This is a genomic window from Psychrobacter sp. Rd 27.2, from assembly GCF_001921755.1.
Lineage (GTDB): Bacteria > Pseudomonadota > Gammaproteobacteria > Pseudomonadales > Moraxellaceae > Psychrobacter > Psychrobacter celer.
On record NZ_MRYB01000008.1, the window covers coordinates 44,892 to 62,113 of the forward strand.

15 protein-coding genes and 1 pseudogene are annotated in these 17,222 nt (G+C 37.8%); 7 read left to right on the forward strand and 9 right to left on the reverse strand.

The genetic code is table 11. The annotated features are described in order from the left end of the window. Nucleotides 1-221 precede the first annotated feature (221 nt). The 3 genes and pseudogenes from BTV99_RS08250 to BTV99_RS08260 all read right to left on the reverse strand — a co-directional run. A pseudogene (locus BTV99_RS08250) lies at nt 222-1,643 on the reverse strand (N-6 DNA methylase); the annotation flags it as partial. Between the two features lie 90 nt (nt 1,644-1,733). Then, complete coding sequence (gene hsdR, locus BTV99_RS08255) at nt 1,734-4,166, reverse strand: EcoAI/FtnUII family type I restriction enzme subunit R (RefSeq protein ID WP_218607500.1); 2,433 nt, start codon at nt 4,164-4,166, stop codon at nt 1,734-1,736. Between the two features lie 176 nt (nt 4,167-4,342). Beyond that, the gene (locus tag BTV99_RS08260; protein WP_075101897.1) at nt 4,343-5,890 is read right to left on the reverse strand and encodes an anti-phage dCTP deaminase; all 1,548 of its coding nucleotides are present in this window, start codon (nt 5,888-5,890) and stop codon (nt 4,343-4,345) included. A 491-nt stretch (nt 5,891-6,381) separates the two neighbouring features. On the opposite strand from BTV99_RS08260, the gene BTV99_RS08265 reads away from it, so the two are divergent. Both BTV99_RS08265 and BTV99_RS08270 read left to right on the forward strand, forming a co-directional pair. Then, nucleotides 6,382-7,476, forward strand: coding sequence for a DUF4297 domain-containing protein (locus BTV99_RS08265; RefSeq protein WP_075101898.1), 1,095 nt, complete (start codon nt 6,382-6,384; stop codon nt 7,474-7,476). Continuing rightward, on the forward strand, nt 7,473-9,131 hold the full coding sequence (locus BTV99_RS08270; protein ID WP_075101899.1) for an ATP-binding protein: 1,659 nt from the start codon (nt 7,473-7,475) through the stop codon (nt 9,129-9,131). The genes BTV99_RS08265 and BTV99_RS08270 overlap by 4 nt, the downstream gene beginning before the upstream one ends. A gap of 166 nt (nt 9,132-9,297) precedes the next feature. Here BTV99_RS08270 and BTV99_RS08275 read toward each other — a convergent pair whose 3' ends face one another. Further along, nucleotides 9,298-9,507, reverse strand: coding sequence for a helix-turn-helix domain-containing protein (locus BTV99_RS08275; protein WP_075101900.1), 210 nt, complete (start codon nt 9,505-9,507; stop codon nt 9,298-9,300). 393 nt (nt 9,508-9,900) lie between these two features. Between BTV99_RS08275 and BTV99_RS08280 the strand changes: the two genes are divergently transcribed. After that, nucleotides 9,901-10,884 carry a hypothetical protein gene (locus BTV99_RS08280; RefSeq protein ID WP_143507107.1) on the forward strand — a complete coding sequence of 328 codons (984 nt, stop codon included), beginning with the start codon at nt 9,901-9,903 and terminating at the stop codon, nt 10,882-10,884. 128 nt (nt 10,885-11,012) lie between these two features. Beyond that, nucleotides 11,013-11,261, forward strand: coding sequence for an antitoxin VbhA family protein (locus tag BTV99_RS08285; protein ID WP_075101902.1), 249 nt, complete (start codon nt 11,013-11,015; stop codon nt 11,259-11,261). A gap of 76 nt (nt 11,262-11,337) precedes the next feature. Here the strand turns inward: BTV99_RS08285 and BTV99_RS08290 are convergent, their stop codons facing one another. After that, nucleotides 11,338-11,928 (reverse strand): recombinase family protein, encoded by a 591-nt coding sequence (locus BTV99_RS08290; RefSeq protein WP_075101903.1) that lies wholly within the window; start codon nt 11,926-11,928, stop codon nt 11,338-11,340. A 243-nt stretch (nt 11,929-12,171) separates the two neighbouring features. Between BTV99_RS08290 and BTV99_RS08295 the strand changes: the two genes are divergently transcribed. Continuing rightward, complete coding sequence (locus BTV99_RS08295; RefSeq protein ID WP_075101971.1) at nt 12,172-12,519, forward strand: type II toxin-antitoxin system RelE/ParE family toxin; 348 nt, start codon at nt 12,172-12,174, stop codon at nt 12,517-12,519. Between the two features lies 1 nt (nt 12,520). Then, nucleotides 12,521-12,823: a helix-turn-helix domain-containing protein gene (locus tag BTV99_RS08300; protein ID WP_011512377.1), complete on the forward strand. Its 303-nt coding sequence runs from the start codon at nt 12,521-12,523 to the stop codon at nt 12,821-12,823. A 226-nt stretch (nt 12,824-13,049) separates the two neighbouring features. Here BTV99_RS08300 and BTV99_RS08305 read toward each other — a convergent pair whose 3' ends face one another. The 3 genes from BTV99_RS08305 to BTV99_RS08315 all read right to left on the reverse strand — a co-directional run bounded on the left by BTV99_RS08305 (nt 13,050) and on the right by BTV99_RS08315 (nt 15,313). Then, nucleotides 13,050-13,712: a hypothetical protein gene (locus tag BTV99_RS08305; protein WP_075101904.1), complete on the reverse strand. Its 663-nt coding sequence runs from the start codon at nt 13,710-13,712 to the stop codon at nt 13,050-13,052. Between the two features lie 35 nt (nt 13,713-13,747). Then, nucleotides 13,748-14,587, reverse strand: coding sequence for a DUF3658 domain-containing protein (locus tag BTV99_RS08310; RefSeq protein ID WP_075101905.1), 840 nt, complete (start codon nt 14,585-14,587; stop codon nt 13,748-13,750). Between the two features lie 270 nt (nt 14,588-14,857). Further along, nucleotides 14,858-15,313: an Lrp/AsnC family transcriptional regulator gene (locus BTV99_RS08315; protein WP_075101906.1), complete on the reverse strand. Its 456-nt coding sequence runs from the start codon at nt 15,311-15,313 to the stop codon at nt 14,858-14,860. A 148-nt stretch (nt 15,314-15,461) separates the two neighbouring features. On the opposite strand from BTV99_RS08315, the gene BTV99_RS08320 reads away from it, so the two are divergent. Continuing rightward, entirely contained in the window at nt 15,462-16,379 is a 918-nt protein-coding gene (locus tag BTV99_RS08320) for a DMT family transporter (protein WP_256713760.1), read from the forward strand. A gap of 299 nt (nt 16,380-16,678) precedes the next feature. Here BTV99_RS08320 and BTV99_RS08330 read toward each other — a convergent pair whose 3' ends face one another. Next, nucleotides 16,679-17,206: a hypothetical protein gene (locus BTV99_RS08330; RefSeq protein WP_075101908.1), complete on the reverse strand. Its 528-nt coding sequence runs from the start codon at nt 17,204-17,206 to the stop codon at nt 16,679-16,681. Nucleotides 17,207-17,222 lie beyond the last annotated feature (16 nt).

The window sequence follows — 17,222 nt, forward strand, 5'->3', positions numbered from 1 at the left end:
CTGCGTAAAGTATCGATACTCTGTTGTTGTTTGGCATAGTCAGCGAGTAATTTATTAGGGTCATAATCAATGACTTGATCAACAAACGGATTTTTTATATCAAAATTAAATATAGCATTGAATATACCATCGCCAGCCTGTTGGCTATTGTTAGCATCACGGCGCAGATTATTGATTTTAGTTTCTAGCGCTTCAACTTTTTTTAGGTTATCAGGCTTTAACTCATCGCTGGCAGCTTTTAGTTCTGCACGTAACACTTTAAGATTAGGCTCTAAAGCACTGACTTCACCTAAGAGTACTGTTGCTTTGTCCCAGTGTGGCTTTGCGTCTTTTTCAGCTGTTTTACGCTTACTGCTGAAGTCAACTTTCCAAGCGTGATCATTTTCAACACGACTGGCGAAGCCGTCAGATTCATTGCCCCACCAATCAATCTCGGTTTGAAACTCTTCAAACTTCATTGGTTTGGTTTTGCTGTAGTTTTTGACGCCTTCAGGATAAGGATGCTCATAAAACCAAATATCTTTGGTTGGCTGACCTTTGGTAAAGAAGAGAATATTGGTCTTAATACCCGTATAAGGGTTAAACACACCGTTTGGTAAGCGCACGATGGTATGCAGATTACATTCTTCTGTCAGCATTTTCTTTAGCTTGGTTTTTACTCCTTCACCAAACAAGGTGCCATCAGGTAATACGACAGCAGCGCGGCCTTTATCTTTCAAGACCTCAATGATTAATTGTAAAAACAAATCAGCCGTTTCGCGTGTTTGGAACTCAGCTGGGAAGTTCTTTTCGATACCGTGCTCTTCAGTGCCGCCAAAAGGTGGGTTGGTTACGATGACATCAATATCACTGTCCCAGCTCGACAGCGGCTTATTTAGAGTGTTATCGTGGCGTATCTGTACGGGTACTTCGATACCATGCAGCATCATATTGGTTGTACAGAGCAAATGCGGCAGTTGTTTCTTTTCAAACCCCAAAATCTGCTGCTGTAGCGCTTGATGATCTTCGGCAGTTTCGACATAGTTGTTTTTGACATGATCAAATGAGCAGGCCAAAAATCCACCTGTACCACAAGCTGGATCCATAACGCGCTCACCGAGCTTTGGATCTACACGGTCAACGATGAAGCGTGTCACAGCACGAGGGGTATAAAACTCACCTGCATTGCCTGCACTCTGTAAATCACGCAACAGTTGCTCATAGATATCACCAAATAGGTGGCGCTCATCTGAACGATTGAAGTCCACTTCGTTGAGTTTATTAATCACTTGGCGTAGCAGCGTACCGTTTTTCATATAGTTGTAGGCATCGCTCAAACCTTGACGCACCACAAATCCACGTGGGTTGGTATCTACTGGCGCTGTCAGGTTTTTTAGCTCAACGAATATTTCATCATTTACGAACTCTAGTAACTCATCACCAGTGATACCTTCGGGATCAGCTGCCCAATTACGCCAAAGGTATTGCTCAGGGATGGGGCTCTTATAGTTTTCTTGTTCGAACTCAAGCGCTTCTTCTTGTGCATCAAATATTTTGAGAAACAATAACCATGACAATTGGCTTAAACGTTGGGCATCACCATCGACACCAGCATCTTGACGCATGATATCTTGAATAGACTTAATAACTGAACTGATTGACATGTAGTTTCTCTTTTCAATAAACAGTATGAATAAAACAAGCCTCAATAAGAGGCTTAGATATATGGATTGTAGCTAATTTTTTCTAGTTGCTTAAGCTTGTTTGGGTGGCGGTGCCCAATAGATTTCACTTTCAAGATCACTAATGGCTTGCTGATAATCTTGTTTACTACCGAAGCCTTCTCTGACAATTTCCATCGGACTACCTAATTGATCAAGTGGTTTTACTTTAAGCACGTTTAGGCTTTCGATCTCTTCTACACCCGCATCAGCATACTTATCGAGCAAGGCATTTAGTACTTTTTGAGCAGTGTCTGAATACTTGGTAAAGTAATTGCGCTTCTTAACTTCATTCGCACGTTCACGACGCGTCAAGGGTGGCTGGTCATATACCACATGGCAAATTAGGTCGAAGGGGTCCATGTCTGAACCGACCTCTTCCTGTAGTGCTTCCCAAATAATACCAGCATTTGCTAGCTCATCAATGATGGTTTGTTTGCGCTCAGTATCGTTCCAACGCTTGGTAAACTCGTCCAAACTAGCGAACTGCTTAGTGAAAGTTTTGCGAGTATAGTCCTGAAAAGACTCGGTGACTAGCTTACCATCAGTATCATAATATTGGATACGCTGTGCCGTTACTTTTACAGCTACACCTTTCACATAGTATTTTTTCGCTGGCTCACTGCCGCCAAGGTCGTCACCTGTATCAACGTCACTGCCGCCCATATCGGAGTCATTGTCACCTTCGTTGTTGTGAGACGTTTTAGTATCATAAGTCTCCTCTAATTCGGCCCCTGATTCACCATCTACCATCTCATCTAGCTCATCACTGCCTCTATTGACCTGTGATGGTGTCATTTTCATAACACGCTCAGGAGTACCATCGAAGCGCTCATCGGCAAATAGCTCAGTTGCTTTTTTGAAGTCGAGAATCGTAAACCATAGTTTGCCATATTTATCATTGATACGAGTCCCACGGCCAATAATTTGCTTAAACTTGGTCATCGATTTGATGTTTTGATCTAAGACGATTAGCTTACAGGTTTGGGCATCGACACCAGTCGTCATCAGCTCCGACGTTGTCGCTATCACTGGATAAGGTTTCTTTGGATTGATGAAGTTATCAAGCTGCGCTTTGCCTAACTCATCATCACCCGTGATTTTCATGACATACTTTTCGTTCTTTTTGACCTGCTCTGGATTGCAGTTAATCAAAGCACGGCGCATTCGCTCTGCATGATCAATGTCATTACAGAATACAATGGTCTTGGCCATTGGGTCAGTACGCTGAAGGTAGCTAGTGACGGTCTGAGCCACCAATTCAGTACGCTCATCAATCACTAAAGTGCGATCGAAATCTTTTTGGTTATAGATACGATCTTCAATCAACTCATTACGCTTATCTGTCTGTCCTTTGGTTGGACGCCAACCATGTAGATCGACATCGATATCAATTCGAACTACTTTATAGGGCGCTAAAAATCCATCTTCAATGCCTTGTTTTAAGGTATAAGTATAAAGAGGATCCCCAAAATAATAAGAGTTAGAGACTTCTTTAGTCTCTTTAGGGGTCGCTGTTAAGCCTACTTGTGTCGCGCTATGAAAGTATTCCAATATTTCGCGCCAAGCACTATTTTCAGCAGCGCTGCCTCTGTGGCACTCGTCAATGACAATTAGGTCAAAGAAGTCTGGCGCAACCTGTTTAAAGGCTTTCTGATGCTCTTCTGGGCCTGTTAGCGCTTGATATAGACCAAGATGAATCTCGAAGGCTGGATCAACGGTACGGCCTTCTATTTTGGTCATCGCAGTGCCAAAAGGCTGAAAGTCATTTACCCGAGTTTGATCGACCAAAATATTACGATCTGCTAAAAACAAGATACGTTTCTTTTCTCTAGCCTTCCACAGACGCCAGATGATTTGAAATGCAGTGTAAGTTTTACCCGTCCCTGTTGCCATTACGAGCAGGATGCGATCCTGTCCACGAGAAATGGCTTCTATGGTCTTATTGATGGCTTGTAGCTGATAGTAGCGTGGTGACTTACCACTGCCATCATCATGATAGTCTTGAGTGATAATAGGTAGCTGAGATTGCGTATAGCCTTTCCACTGACAGTATTTATCCCATAGCTCAGCTGGTGTTGGAAAATCCTCTAGTGAAATCTCTGTTTCGAGGACAGTGGTACTGGTTTTATCATGAAAAATAAAGCCATCACCATTGGATGAAAACACAAACGGTACTTCGAGTAGCCCAGCATAATCAAGCGCTTGCTGCATCCCTTTACCAATAGAGTGTTTATTCGCTTTGGCCTCTATAACCGCAAGCGGCAGATTAGGCTTGTGATATAGAACGATATCAGCAGATTTGACCGTCTTACGCACTGCCATTTGACCACGGACAATAACCTTCCCATCACGAAGCTTCACCTCTTCGCGAATTTGAGTCATGTCATCCCAACCTGAGCTTTTAATGGCAGGTAGAATAAACTTGCTGATAATATCTGTTTCAGATAATTCTAATTTGTTGATACCAGCCATGGCAGTAGGCTTCCTATCTAGCTAGTGTTGAGGGTAACTTATACTTTATGATACGAAGATCATCATATATAACTTATTGCAATGGACTTCTTGAAAGGTTGTTATCTCATTGATTGTTCAAGAAGTTCGTCGCAAAGTAATAATGACCTGTATAAAAAACCTTTATATTAATTACCTATTTCATCTTTAATTTGCTGGATTTTTGCAGTTATCTCTCGTTCATAGTGCTTATATGAAGCCGGAATTCCGCTAACTCTTAGTGTAGCTGTTTTAGGTGTCCACTTGTCTTCAATGCTTTTACCTTCGTGATCCTTCCTTTTCAAATCTTTTCCTACACCAAGAGATAAAGAAAATAAGTTAATGAAGTTTCTTGGTCCAACTCCAACAAAAGGCTTAAACCTTAATTTATTATTTTCCCCTTTTGCTAAGGAAATAGAGTCTCTATGAAAGTCTAGTGCTTTACTTTTCGGATAAGGCTCTACAAACATGACTTCTTTAATACCGGCAGCTACAATATGTTTAGCACAATTATGGCATGGGAATGTGGTTACATATAGGGTCGCACCTTGTGTCGAGTTGTTCGATCTCGCACAATTTAAGATTGCATCCATTTCAGCATGGACCATTCGGCCATACTCCGTTATATCTTTAATTTCGCTATCTTTTATTAATCTTTTTATTTCAGATAATATTTTTCGTCCACTAGAAGAATCTTCGAAAACAATATCCTCTAGCTCTTCTTTAATAGAATTAAAAATCCCATCTACTAAGTTGCTTTTTTGAATTTGGTTGCAATCTACCCCAATTTTATAATCTCGACCGTTTTTATAATCATAAATTTCTCCAGTATCTTCATCATATTGAGGTGAATAAATACCTCCACCAAATTTAGGTACATCGTTTGTACCAGTAGATAAGATATTATCGTCCTTGGAAATTACAGCTCCTACTTGTCGTGACAAGTCTGACGATCTTAAACTACTCATAAACGCCATATAAATTGCTGACTCTGAAAACGTTGGTGTAATATAAGCATTTCCTAAAATCAAGTTGATAAAACGATTGATCGCATTCTTTATATGAATACTAGACTTGTCATCAAATTTCACAAAATAGTCTGCTAGTGGGAACGCTACACTAGTTCGTTGCCCCCACTTATCATCTTCTTTCTCATCTCTTTTTATGAGTTTAGCTGCCTCCTCTATCTTCATTCCTACATTATTATTTAAGGCTTCTTTTCGATTTTCTTCTGACTCAAATATAGAGATTTGGAAGAAAGTGTGTCCATATAACTTATTTAGCGATCCTACTTCAGCATCATGCTTCAATGAGTTAATAATGTACGCAAATCTTTTCTTATGACCACTGTACGATATCCTTAATTCTCTTATTTTTGCTGCAACCTCTAAAGCTATATAATCGTCACCATACAGCTCTCTTAGTTTATTTCCTAAATTCATTAAGGAATCAATTCTTTTATACTTACTGGTTTTTGAATCAAAACCTTTAACATCTTTAATATTTGGGTGGGTGGCTAATATATCTTCAGATATCTTGATTATGAAAACATGAAAATCAAACGTATCTTCTAGTTCCGTTTTTAAAATATTTTGGAAAACAGCTAAATTACTTCCAATGGCTCCTACAAGACCAATAACTACTTCTTCCGAACTATCGGATTTTCGTTCTAGAATCAAATCATCTAGCATATTCATAACTGTACTCTTTAATTTTATGTAATTGTATTTTTAACACTAAATGATTTATCACTATTTACCATATCACTTTCTTATGAGACCAAGGGCGTTTTCCTAGTAAGGATTTTAGCCCTTGGCTATAGAGTAATAGCATCAGCATCTCAACGCGCTGCGATAGTTCCTTCTAAGTAGAAACAAAAAAAACATCCGCTCCCTTTGATCCTGACAAAAAATAAGTGCAATTATGACTTGGTGACAAATTGATCACCCATAAACGATTGGTTCACCATCAAACCTAGTAATTAAACAGCTAACCCTTGTAAACATGCTCTTAGTCAGAGAGCTACTAACATTATGCATGTAAAAATATTTTTATAGGTTGGTATTTCAGTTTTCTTGCTACACTACTGAATTATTATAGATAAATGTCTGTAAAAATACGAGCACAGTGCTATAGTGTGCCACAATTCAATTCCAGACAATCCATATTACAAAGTATAAGGTAATGTATGGTTTTAGCTGATGCTTTAATTAGTATTCCACAGACTGAAAGAGGCGGCGAGATAGCTCAACGAGGGTTTGACTACCAGAGCTGCTGGGCATTATCAGAAATGTTGGACTATGAGTTGAAAGAAAGAGATTATGTATTTATCTTCGAATATCATGATGATGTCGTTATATTTGATCGTGAAGATAACCCTCAGGATTTAACCTTCGTACAGGTTAAGACAAGAGAGTCACACTGGACACCTAATAGTCTCTATAAGGCTACCAAAAAAGCCCCTATTTCAATTATTGCAAAACAATTTTTGCTACAAAAGGCATTTTTAGGCTATACATCCAAAGCACCTAAGCTTATGTTCGTAACTAATGCAATTGTAAACTTCTCGAAAGTTGGAGGAAAGACTTCTTTTGATGCAAACATTTTGCAGCCAAGTGAGCAAGTTAAATTAAAACAAGCAGTCGCAGAACAAGCTGTAATGAACGAACAAGACATAGACCTCTCAACACTAAAATTTGTACAGTCTTCTTTAAGCTTACATGACCACTTGATTCATCTGAAAGGTAAGCTGTGCGACTTTTTGAGTAAAAAATATGAGATAAGTACGAACCTACATATCGATCCTCTGATAAATTTACTTACTACGGAATGTAGAGAAAAATCAAAATTTAAATCAGGTGACATTACTGAGATTGCAGATTTAGTATCAAAAAAAGGTTTTTCATCCAAAGCGTTTAATGAGATTATTGACTCTCTTAATACTAATGATAGCTTAAGACCTAGTTGGGAAACCGCGAAGATTATTTTTAGCGAAATGAATAAGGACACATTACGTTTAATACGATTAGAAGGGATTTTTTCTCGGGTTTGTATGGATTTGAACCAGAGCAATACAAATCCAACCAGTGTTTATTTAGATGCTGCTAATGCACTTTATGACAAAGATGGAATCGAAAAAAATTTGAGTTTGTACATAACAGATGTCATAGGTGCTATTGATAAGGCTTATCCAGCCTACGCACTAGCTCTGGAGAAGTCAGGAAAAAAAGAATGCATCGTGGTTTACTCAATAATTCAGAAGCTATTAGAAGGTGAGCAATGAAAAAAATATACTTTAAAAGTACTCACTTACTCTCTCTTCGTTATGGAAAAGGATTCTTCTATGAATTCTCACCAGATATTAATTTGATCTATGGTGAGAATGATACTGGAAAATCAAGTCTAATCAAAAGTTTATACTACACTTTAGGAGCGGATGTCCGTCTAGATAAAGAATGGAAAGATGATAATTTTATTTCAAAAGTAGTTATAAGTATCAATGAACGTGATTATGCTTTTATACGCCACGATAAGTGTATTTCTATATTTGATCTCAGTGATTGCAATAAATTATTAGTTTCGTCCACTCAACGTATGGAAATAGCCAAAGTAGTAGGTAAAATTTTCGATTTCAACTTAGAACTAAGCTTAACTTCAACAGGTGTACAATCTCAGGCATACCCAGCTACTCTTTATTTACCTTTCTATATCGATCAAGATAATGGTTGGAGTAGAGTACTGGAGTCGTTCGAGCGTTTAAGCATGTATAAAGATTGGCAAAAGCGCATTCTTCGTTTTCATACAGGTGTTACGCCAAAAGAATACTATAAATTACAAGGTGAAATAAGCTCTATAGACTTTGAACTAGCTAAAATTAGTGCGACATTGAATGCTCTTGAAGCTGCCAGAGTACGATTTGAAGGATCTTTTGGTAGAGTTCTTTTTGACGTTGATTCTGAATATTATGAAGAGCTATTGCAGCGATTTCTCCTTAAATCTCAGAAGTTACATCGAGAAGAGACGGATTATAGAACACAGCTAGTAGAAGCATTATCTTTTCGAGATGCGATAGAGTCTGATATTCAAGAGTCTAAGCAGCAACTTGCAGAAAATGATGCTAGCTCTCTATCCAATATACTAAGCTTAGAAGATAAGTATGCGGTACTCAAAAACCAAGAAATACTACTACAAGTCTTACCTAAACTTTATGAGCAGAAGTCCAAATACAATAAAAAAATAGATATTATTCAAGAAAAACTCAAAGAAGCTCAAAAAATAAGCCGTGAACTAAAAATAATGTTGCAAAACACATCAGGTGAACTAACTTTACAAGATATAATTAGATCTCAAGCTAGTAAGGAGGTTGAGTATACTTTTGATCAGCAGATAGAAGAGTTGGCACAAGAAATCGACTATCTAAATGTTTCTAGACACAAGCTAGTTATTGAAATGTCTGAATATGCTAATAAGAAACGTACTACAGAAATTAATAGTGAGTTCAAACAACATCTAAAGTTTGCTCAGACTGAACTGGGAATTAAAAATCCTTTTGTAGGTGATGCTACTAAGTACTACTCTATCACAAAGAATGAAACAGGAAGTAGAGCGCCAAGATCGGTATTGGCGTATCACTACGCCCTTTTGAAAACGATTGAGAGCAGATCATCAGTTCCTATGCTTCCTGTTTTAATTGACTCGCCTAAACAACAAGATCCAGATAAGAGTATTACGAAAAAAATATTTGATCTATGTGTCAATGGCTTATCGAAAGACAATCAGCTTATTATATGCTCCGTGTCCTTTGATAGAAATATTGATGAGTACAAGACTCTTGAGATGACTAATAAATATAGTCTACTAACAGAAGATTTATACGATGAGGTTTATGAACAAATAATGCTATTGTATAGAGTTATCTATACTAGTAAGTCTGTTTAATACTCATTAAGCGTCACTCAACTTCTCTTTCTAATATATAGAGGAGCTGAGTGACATTAGTTATCTAAATGCTAGAGGTTCAATTAAAGAGCTATCAACCCAACCCTTAGATATAGTCGAATCAATATTTCAAGAATATATAATTTCACGATATTTAATCAGAATCTCAGACTAAATTCTGTATCTCAACATCTAACGCATCACATATCTCATATGCCTTCTTGAGCGTAATATTCTTCTCACCACGTTCAATATTTCCCATATAGCTACGATCAATACCTGCCATCTCCGCCAATCTTTCTTGGGATATTCCTTTGCTTTTTCGCATCTCACGGACACGCCTTCCAAAGGCAATCATACGCTCATCTGTTGTCATCTCATTAACCACTGCTAAAGATAGCAATACTCACAGTGGTAAGTTACAATATCCACGGGATATAGTCGGTATTTAGAGGTGAGCGTGAAAACTAAACTAGAGTATCAGTCAGATATAACAGAGACTAATAAGCTTATATGTGAGAGGTACTGGTTAAGAGAAGGCGATAAACGAAGTGGTTTTATATATACCTGCAAAGAGATAGGTCGAGAGTTTGGTGTTAAGCATCAGGATATACCGAGTATCGTTAAAATAAATGCTCATCTTGTTGTACTAGACTGCCAATGCATAGACTGCGGTACAACTAATATTTGCTATACTCGCTCACAGCTAACTCGATTGGATCTTATTAGATGGCGGTGTGATGATTGCGGGGAGGCGCTTGAAAAAAGAATGGATCAAGAGTACTTAGAGTATCGTCTTAAACAAAAGCGTTTAGAAGAAGGGATGAGACAGACCGCTCTAGAGTACATCAATCAATGCAGAAGCATTCAATTAAGCAGTATTCCTTCAATCACTGAGCTTAATGATGTGGATAAGCTTCTACTTGCAGCGACTGTAGAGAGTATAGGAGCAGATAATCTAAGGAATACAGTCTCTCTACATGACAATTTATCATTATCTTTATCACCGTTCTCTAGATTGGATGAAGAAATACTACAGCATCTCTTTAACCGAAATCTGCTTATACTCGCTCCTGAAAATAGCTACGAATACGTAACCATCAACGAAGAAAAAGAGCTCGAGATAGATTTCTATCAAGCGATCTTTGAATTTGCTTATAGTATTGAGAATCTTACTAAAATCTTGATAAACGCTAAATCTAAAAAAAATACCAGTGCTCTAGTAGCGGATAGTCAATTTAAGAGCTGGTGTGAAAAGTTACAGCTAGGAGAGTGTTTAAGCTACCTGGTTACTAGGTCAAGACTGAACTATCTAGCACCGCCTATCGGTGACAAGCTAATTAGCATTCTCAGATCATGTCTAGCTGAATGCGCTGTATCAACCATGCATTATGTCATTTGGAAATCTGTTGAAAATGCTGCTGCATACGTGCAAAAACCAGGTATTACTCGAAGACATGCTTCAAATTCTGTTTCTGGTAATATAGAAAGGGTTTTCGGTAAAATACATAGTGGTAGTTGGAATCGCAATAAATCTTTTCGCGATGCTAGCCACCCTCAGTCTGCAATGGCCAAAATATTTTTTGATTATGTATTTGGAGTAGATGATGGTAGTTTTCACTACACTATTGATGAGTTATTTAGTCCATATAGGCCCCAAAAAACTTTAGAGCAAGTAAGTTACGCAACTCTAGGAAATGTTAGAAGTACGAATTATTCAGTCACAATCGCTCTTGATATTAAACAATCATGATTTACCGATGTCTAAATCATTAATACAATTAAATCAGCCGAATAAGACATAGCAATGAGAGAAAAGTTATCTAGATAGAAGACTATATAATTTGCTGAGCAAATTTATTATTACTAATAGGAGCTAGTATGGAAGACTCTAAATTCGAAGAATCAATTACTGATGATCGTCCTATCCTCGTTAGCCAACAAGAAATAGAAGAACGACGCTATATTATGGCTATTACTTCGGCTAGTTTCGCAGTAGACAACCTTCCTGTCAATCCAGATACTCAGCATATCTTCAAAGACTATCAGGAAGGTAGAATCGCAACTATCAAAGAAGTAATAGCGCTGCTACACGCTCACTATACTAAGGTAGCGCTTGCAGATAATTAATGCTTATGACTACTGTTTTATTTTTAGACATAGTAATTCAGCAAAGCATAATTATTTAAGTTCATTACCTGACGTATTACGTATCTTTTAGTACTCGATAAACTGTAGCCACTCCAACACCACAGGCCTTAGCTATTTCATCTTTTTTCATATTGTTTTGACTTGCTAATTCTCTAATGCGTTTGTGCTTCTGTGTATTAGCTTTTTTGCCTGTAGGTTTATAACCACTATTAGCTAATCCTTGCTTAATACGCTCTCTACGCTTGTCATTATCCAATTTAGCCATTGTTGCTAACAAATCAATTAGCATATTGTTGATTACAGCCAATATCTCTCCACTCATGCCAGTATTAATTGTATGCGTAGTAGGTAGGTCTGCTACGATTAATCTTAAGCCTTTGTCTTTCATTCTTTGTTTTAAAATACCAAAATCATCTTGAGACAATCTGCTTAATCTATCCACGCTCTCAACAAGCAATACATCTCCCTGATTTGCATCATCAAGTAACTTAGTAAGTTCTGGTCTATCTAACTTAGTACCACTATAGTTTTCAATGTAATCAACATGACTGTCAGCATAATCTTTACTAAAGCCAATCAAGTCAGACAAGGCTCTCTTAGCATCTTGGTCTTTTGTGCTAGCTCTCACATATATTCTGACTGTCATGGGTATCAACATATCTTTTAGACTTAAATATTATTGTTTAATGATAATACTATCGTTTAATAGTAAAAACAACTCTAATGATAGATTGATTATCACTTAATTACTTTACTGTTAAGGTATAGGTTAATGATAGAAAATATGGTCGCTACTATAAGAATAGGCTGTTAAGAGCCGCTCACTATAATTGCAGACTGTCTCGATTAGATGTATAATATAGACTGTAATCTATATATTGGTTTTTATATGTGGACTGTCATCACAACAGAGCTGTTCAACCAATGGTTTGATCAGCAAGATGAATCAACGCAAGAAAAAGTACTGGCAGCTTTGGTGGTTTTAGAACAGCAAGGTCCAAGCTTGGGTCGCCCTTTAGTAGATACGGTGTATGATTCAAAGTTTACCAACATGAAAGAGTTGCGTATTCAGCACAGAGGCAATCCACTCAGAGCCTTTTTTGCCTTTGACCCAAAGCGGCAAGCGATTGTGCTTTGTATTGGTGATAAAGGTAATAAAAAGCGTTTTTATAAAGAAATGCTAGCCACTGCAGACCAGCAGTATGAGTGTCACCTCAGAACTTTAGGAGATCCATAACATGACTAAGACATTACAAGAGATGTTAGCTGAGCGCTCTTTGGATAGCCAAGCGCGTATTAAACAACTGGCAGAGCAATTGCTTTTAGAAAACCAGCTGTCTCGTATTCGTGAAGAGTTAGAGATCTCTCAAAAAGAACTGGCTCAAACCATGGGTATTAAGCAGCCTTCATTGTCTGCTATAGAAAATCGCGGCAATGATCTTAAAATATCAACCATGAAAAAATATGTTGAAGCTATGGGTGGCAAGCTTCGTATCGACGTTGAGCTGCCAACAGGGAAGCACATAGGCTTTAATGTGTAATAATAAATTCAAGTGATTCAAGCGCTAATAAGCCACCTTCTTATAGGTGGCTTTTTTATTACTAAGAATAGGCTAATGTTATTAGAAAAGCACAGCAGCCCGTCCCTTAATTCAAAAACCTGTTATAGATGGTTCCATTATAGCAGTCTGTTTTAAGTAGTCTGTTAATAGGTTTTCGGGGCTTTTTAGGTGGTTCTGCTAGGGTATACCCAAAGATAATAAATGCTTATTCTACAATCACGGTCATCTCATCGCCCACTTTAAACGTCAAGTCATGAAAACTGGATCTGATATTTTTATTTTGGTCAGTCTCTGTTGGGTACTGACTTATAGTGACATTAACAGTATCTTGTCCATCATAGCTTATCGCAGTCAACGTGCTGTACTTGCCTAGGAGCTGTTGATCATATTGAGTGATGTTATTGATATTAGGGTCTAGCTCAAAAAATCCTAAATACAGTGAGTTGCTGGGTAGATTTGGATTGTCTAGAGTAGACAGTGTTTCATCTGACACAGCGTTACTATTGGTTAGTGTATAAGGAGCGATAAATTTAACAATGTTTTTATCCTTTGAGCTATTTAGTGCGGTGATATTGCTATAGTCCAGCGACGCTGAATAATTTTTATTATCTGCTAATACACCTCTCACATACGGTTTGCTATCTTGACTGTCATTGGCACCGACAAACTCAGTTAACGCCACTTGATTCTTGTGGTCAGGAAAAGTGATATAAAACTGTCTATCAGTTTCGATATTAAACAGTTTTTGCATGACTTTAGATTGCTCTTTCTTTAATGGATTCTCTAGTCTTGTGTCAGCATACTGGCAGCCACTTAGCGTGATTAATGTCACTAACGCGATGATTGAGCTAAATTTCAAAACATTCATGATATTTTCCTAGAATTTAGGGCTGGTGATTATGATTAATCTCTGACTCGAACTTGTAACTGACGCGGCTGATCCAAATCTCCTTGATACTCAAGACTGGTATTTTGGATTAAATAGTAGACTCGAGCGATAATGAAAGTGTCTGTAATAAGCTGCTCACTTAACCCCAGAACACGGCCAACCAATGCCATCATTAATACAAAATTTCCTTGACCTTGTTCTTGGCATTGCGTCAGTATTTGTTTATCAAAATAATCTTCACCAACAGATTTGACTTCGTTGCTCTCAAAAATTCGCAATAAGCTATCAGGTCGCTTCGAGGACTTAACGAGCGTTTGCCATAATTGTGCATGTTGCACGCAATCTACGGGCTTGATCTTTTTTTCTTGATTATGCAGGAAGTCTAACATTTCAAGAGAACAGGCACCCACTCCACGTAGCATATGAGTGGAGAGGTTATAGTCGTTAATACTGATATGGTAGAGTTTATGCTCATCAATTATATGGCAACACAAATAGAGTAACGACCGTTCAGGCGCATTATCTCCATGCCATATAACCACTTTGTGGTAAGGAGTAAAGTCAAAGTGACATAATTTACTGATGTCTTTAGTAATATCTACCAACCATTGATCTTCAACATTTACGTCAGCGAATTCTTCGAGATGCGCTATTTGTAACATATCAAATAGATAGTTGGCTCGTTGGTTTAACAATTGATGATCATTGACTTTATTACCGTCATATAAAGGGCCAATGGCCAAATAGTCATCAAAGCACAATACTTCGTTTGTACCATCAAGCTTATTTTGTTCGAAATAATGTTTTAAAGTGCCAGAAGCTGATGCGCCGTTAGCAATATGAAGGGTAAGCATGACGTATGTCCTGTTTGCAAAAATAAGTGTCGAAAAGAACGACGTAATATGTCATCGCGTACTATTCTTAAGCCTTTTTATCTATGGTTGTTTCGCTTATTTCTTATGTATTGTCTAATGGAAATAATAGTTAGAGTTATCAAAATTGGATAAATAATGAATACATCAAACACTATTGATATTTAAGTTTATATAAAAGAAACACAAAGCTTCTGTAGCAAGGCCTGTAAGGCAGCTGTTGGCATATTGCATAATAAGCGTTAAAAGGTATTACATAAAAATAGGCAACGTTGTTTTATTAATCACTCTTCTCACTGATAAGTGGGTATGTATGTCTTTAACGCTAGTAAGCTTATGCAATTTACGAGTAAATTCTTCATAACCGTTGAGGTCTGCGCTGACTACTTCCAATAAGTAATCATAAGGGCCCGAAACAACATGTCCATTGATTACCTCATCCATCTCAGATAAAGCATTTTCGAAGGCTGTAATCGATCCTTCTTGATGGTTGCTCAGACTGACTTCCACAAAAAAGCTCATCGCAATGCCAGCTTTAGCTCTATTTATGTTCGCTTGATAGCCTTCTATATAAAATTCATCTTCTAAACGTTTCAGGCGCCTAGCACAAGGTGAGGGTGACAGACCAATACGCTCGGCTAATTCAGCTGTTGATAAGCGTCCTTCTTTCTGAAGCACTTCCAAAATATGACGGTCGATTTTATCCATGTATTGCCTTTCTGGTGTTTCCAGCCAATAATTATATATTATTTGGCATTATCCACTAAATAACTATAGATTTTCAATAAAAGAATAGAGATAAAAGCGCGATTTTTGATTGATAATTAGGCTTTATATACAAGCATAAGACATCAATATGAATACCATTTCTCAGCCTTCCTCACGCAAAAATCCCTTGTTCACCCTGTCTCCGCTGATGAAAGGCTATGTGGCGATGATTGTTGTGATATTGATTTGGTCAGGCTTTGCATTGACTGTACGAGCGGTTGGAGCATCGTCGTTAAGCATGGCTGATGTCATGCTCATTCGATTTAGCGTGCCACTACTTTTATTGACGCCTTGGGTATTCTCTAGTTTGAAGGAAATCAAAAACATGAGAGGGGCTGATATCATTTTTATTTTATTTGGCGGTGTTCCTTTTCTGTTGCTCGCCACTGTTGGCGCGAGCACTGCTCCTGCAGCTTATGTTGGTACTATTTTGACAGGGACGCCAGTGTTCTTTGCCGCACTCTTATCCTTTATTTTTTATCGTCAGCGTATATCACTAAAGAAATTTTTGGCATTCATGATTATTTTCTTTGGCGTAGCCACGATGATGGTAGGGAACGCAGAACCAACACCTAGTAGTCTGCTACAGGGGATGGCCTTTCTAATGATTGCGAGTTTGGTTTGGGCGGGTTACACCTTAGGTTTAAAAAGTACGAGTTTGAGTCCAGTAGCGGTTGCTATCGTCCTTTCTTACACTGCATTTTTCATGACATTGATGATGGTTCTATCGGGTTTTTTAGAGACCAACCTCGGCGCTGTTTCTTTTGATGAGGCCCTACCTTTTATCTTAATACAAGGCGTGGGCGTTGGTATCGTCTCAACCATTGGATTTTCTTATGCAGTCAACAAACTCGGTTCCATTCGCACTTTGCTGCTTGGTTCTCTGTCTCCTGGACTAACCGCTTTACTCGCAGCATTAATACTTAATGAGTCTTTATCAATCGCAATGATGTGCGGCATCGTGTTAAGCACAATTGGCGTCATTTTATCCAATCGAGTGAAGTAAAGTAAGATATGTCCTCATTTTAAAAATGAGTGTCGAAAATAAAAGCCTAATATGTCATCACGTACTACTCTTAATCCTTTTTATCTATGATTGCCTAGCTTATTTTTTATATATTGTTTGACGGAAATAATAATTAGAGCTATCAATATTGGATAAATAATGAATATATCTACTCTTATTATCGCTCCAACTTGTGTTCTAGACCATATACCTATATAAATTTCCCATATAATACAAAAGACTATGGCGATTATCGTTGCCATTTGCACTTTGGTAATTTTTTTCACAGGTCTTCTCTCTTATTTACTCTCAAGATATGTTGGAAGTGCAGAAATATGTGCAAATACTTTAGATTGCTCATCCCATTTCCAGTATTTTTGCGTTTCTTCAGTATCGCCTGTTGGGGTCGGAATTACCCATACTGACGTTAGAATATTGCTTTCCTGTTCAAATGTAACATATGTGCCATTACCACCCCATTCTTTATCTTCTGGTAAAGGGTAAACCGTTCCATTTCGGCTATCGACCATCGCACCACTGACACAGCCTGAACCACAGCCCCATGTTATTACTACGTAATGGTTTGCAAAATTCACGTCCTGTTTCGCATATTCCCCACTAATCACAGTTCTATAACGTTTTGCAATTGGATGACTGTCGAAATTTATATTCGATTTTTCAATAGCTATTGGTTTAGCTTTTACCAGCGCCGTCTCTTCAAATACAGTATTAATAGCTGTAGTTTGAACAAGGTCCATATTTGTACAGGCACTAGTTAATACAGTTAATGCTAAAATTAACTGTATTTTAAAGTTTTTGTATAGCACTTGCTTTATCCTATTA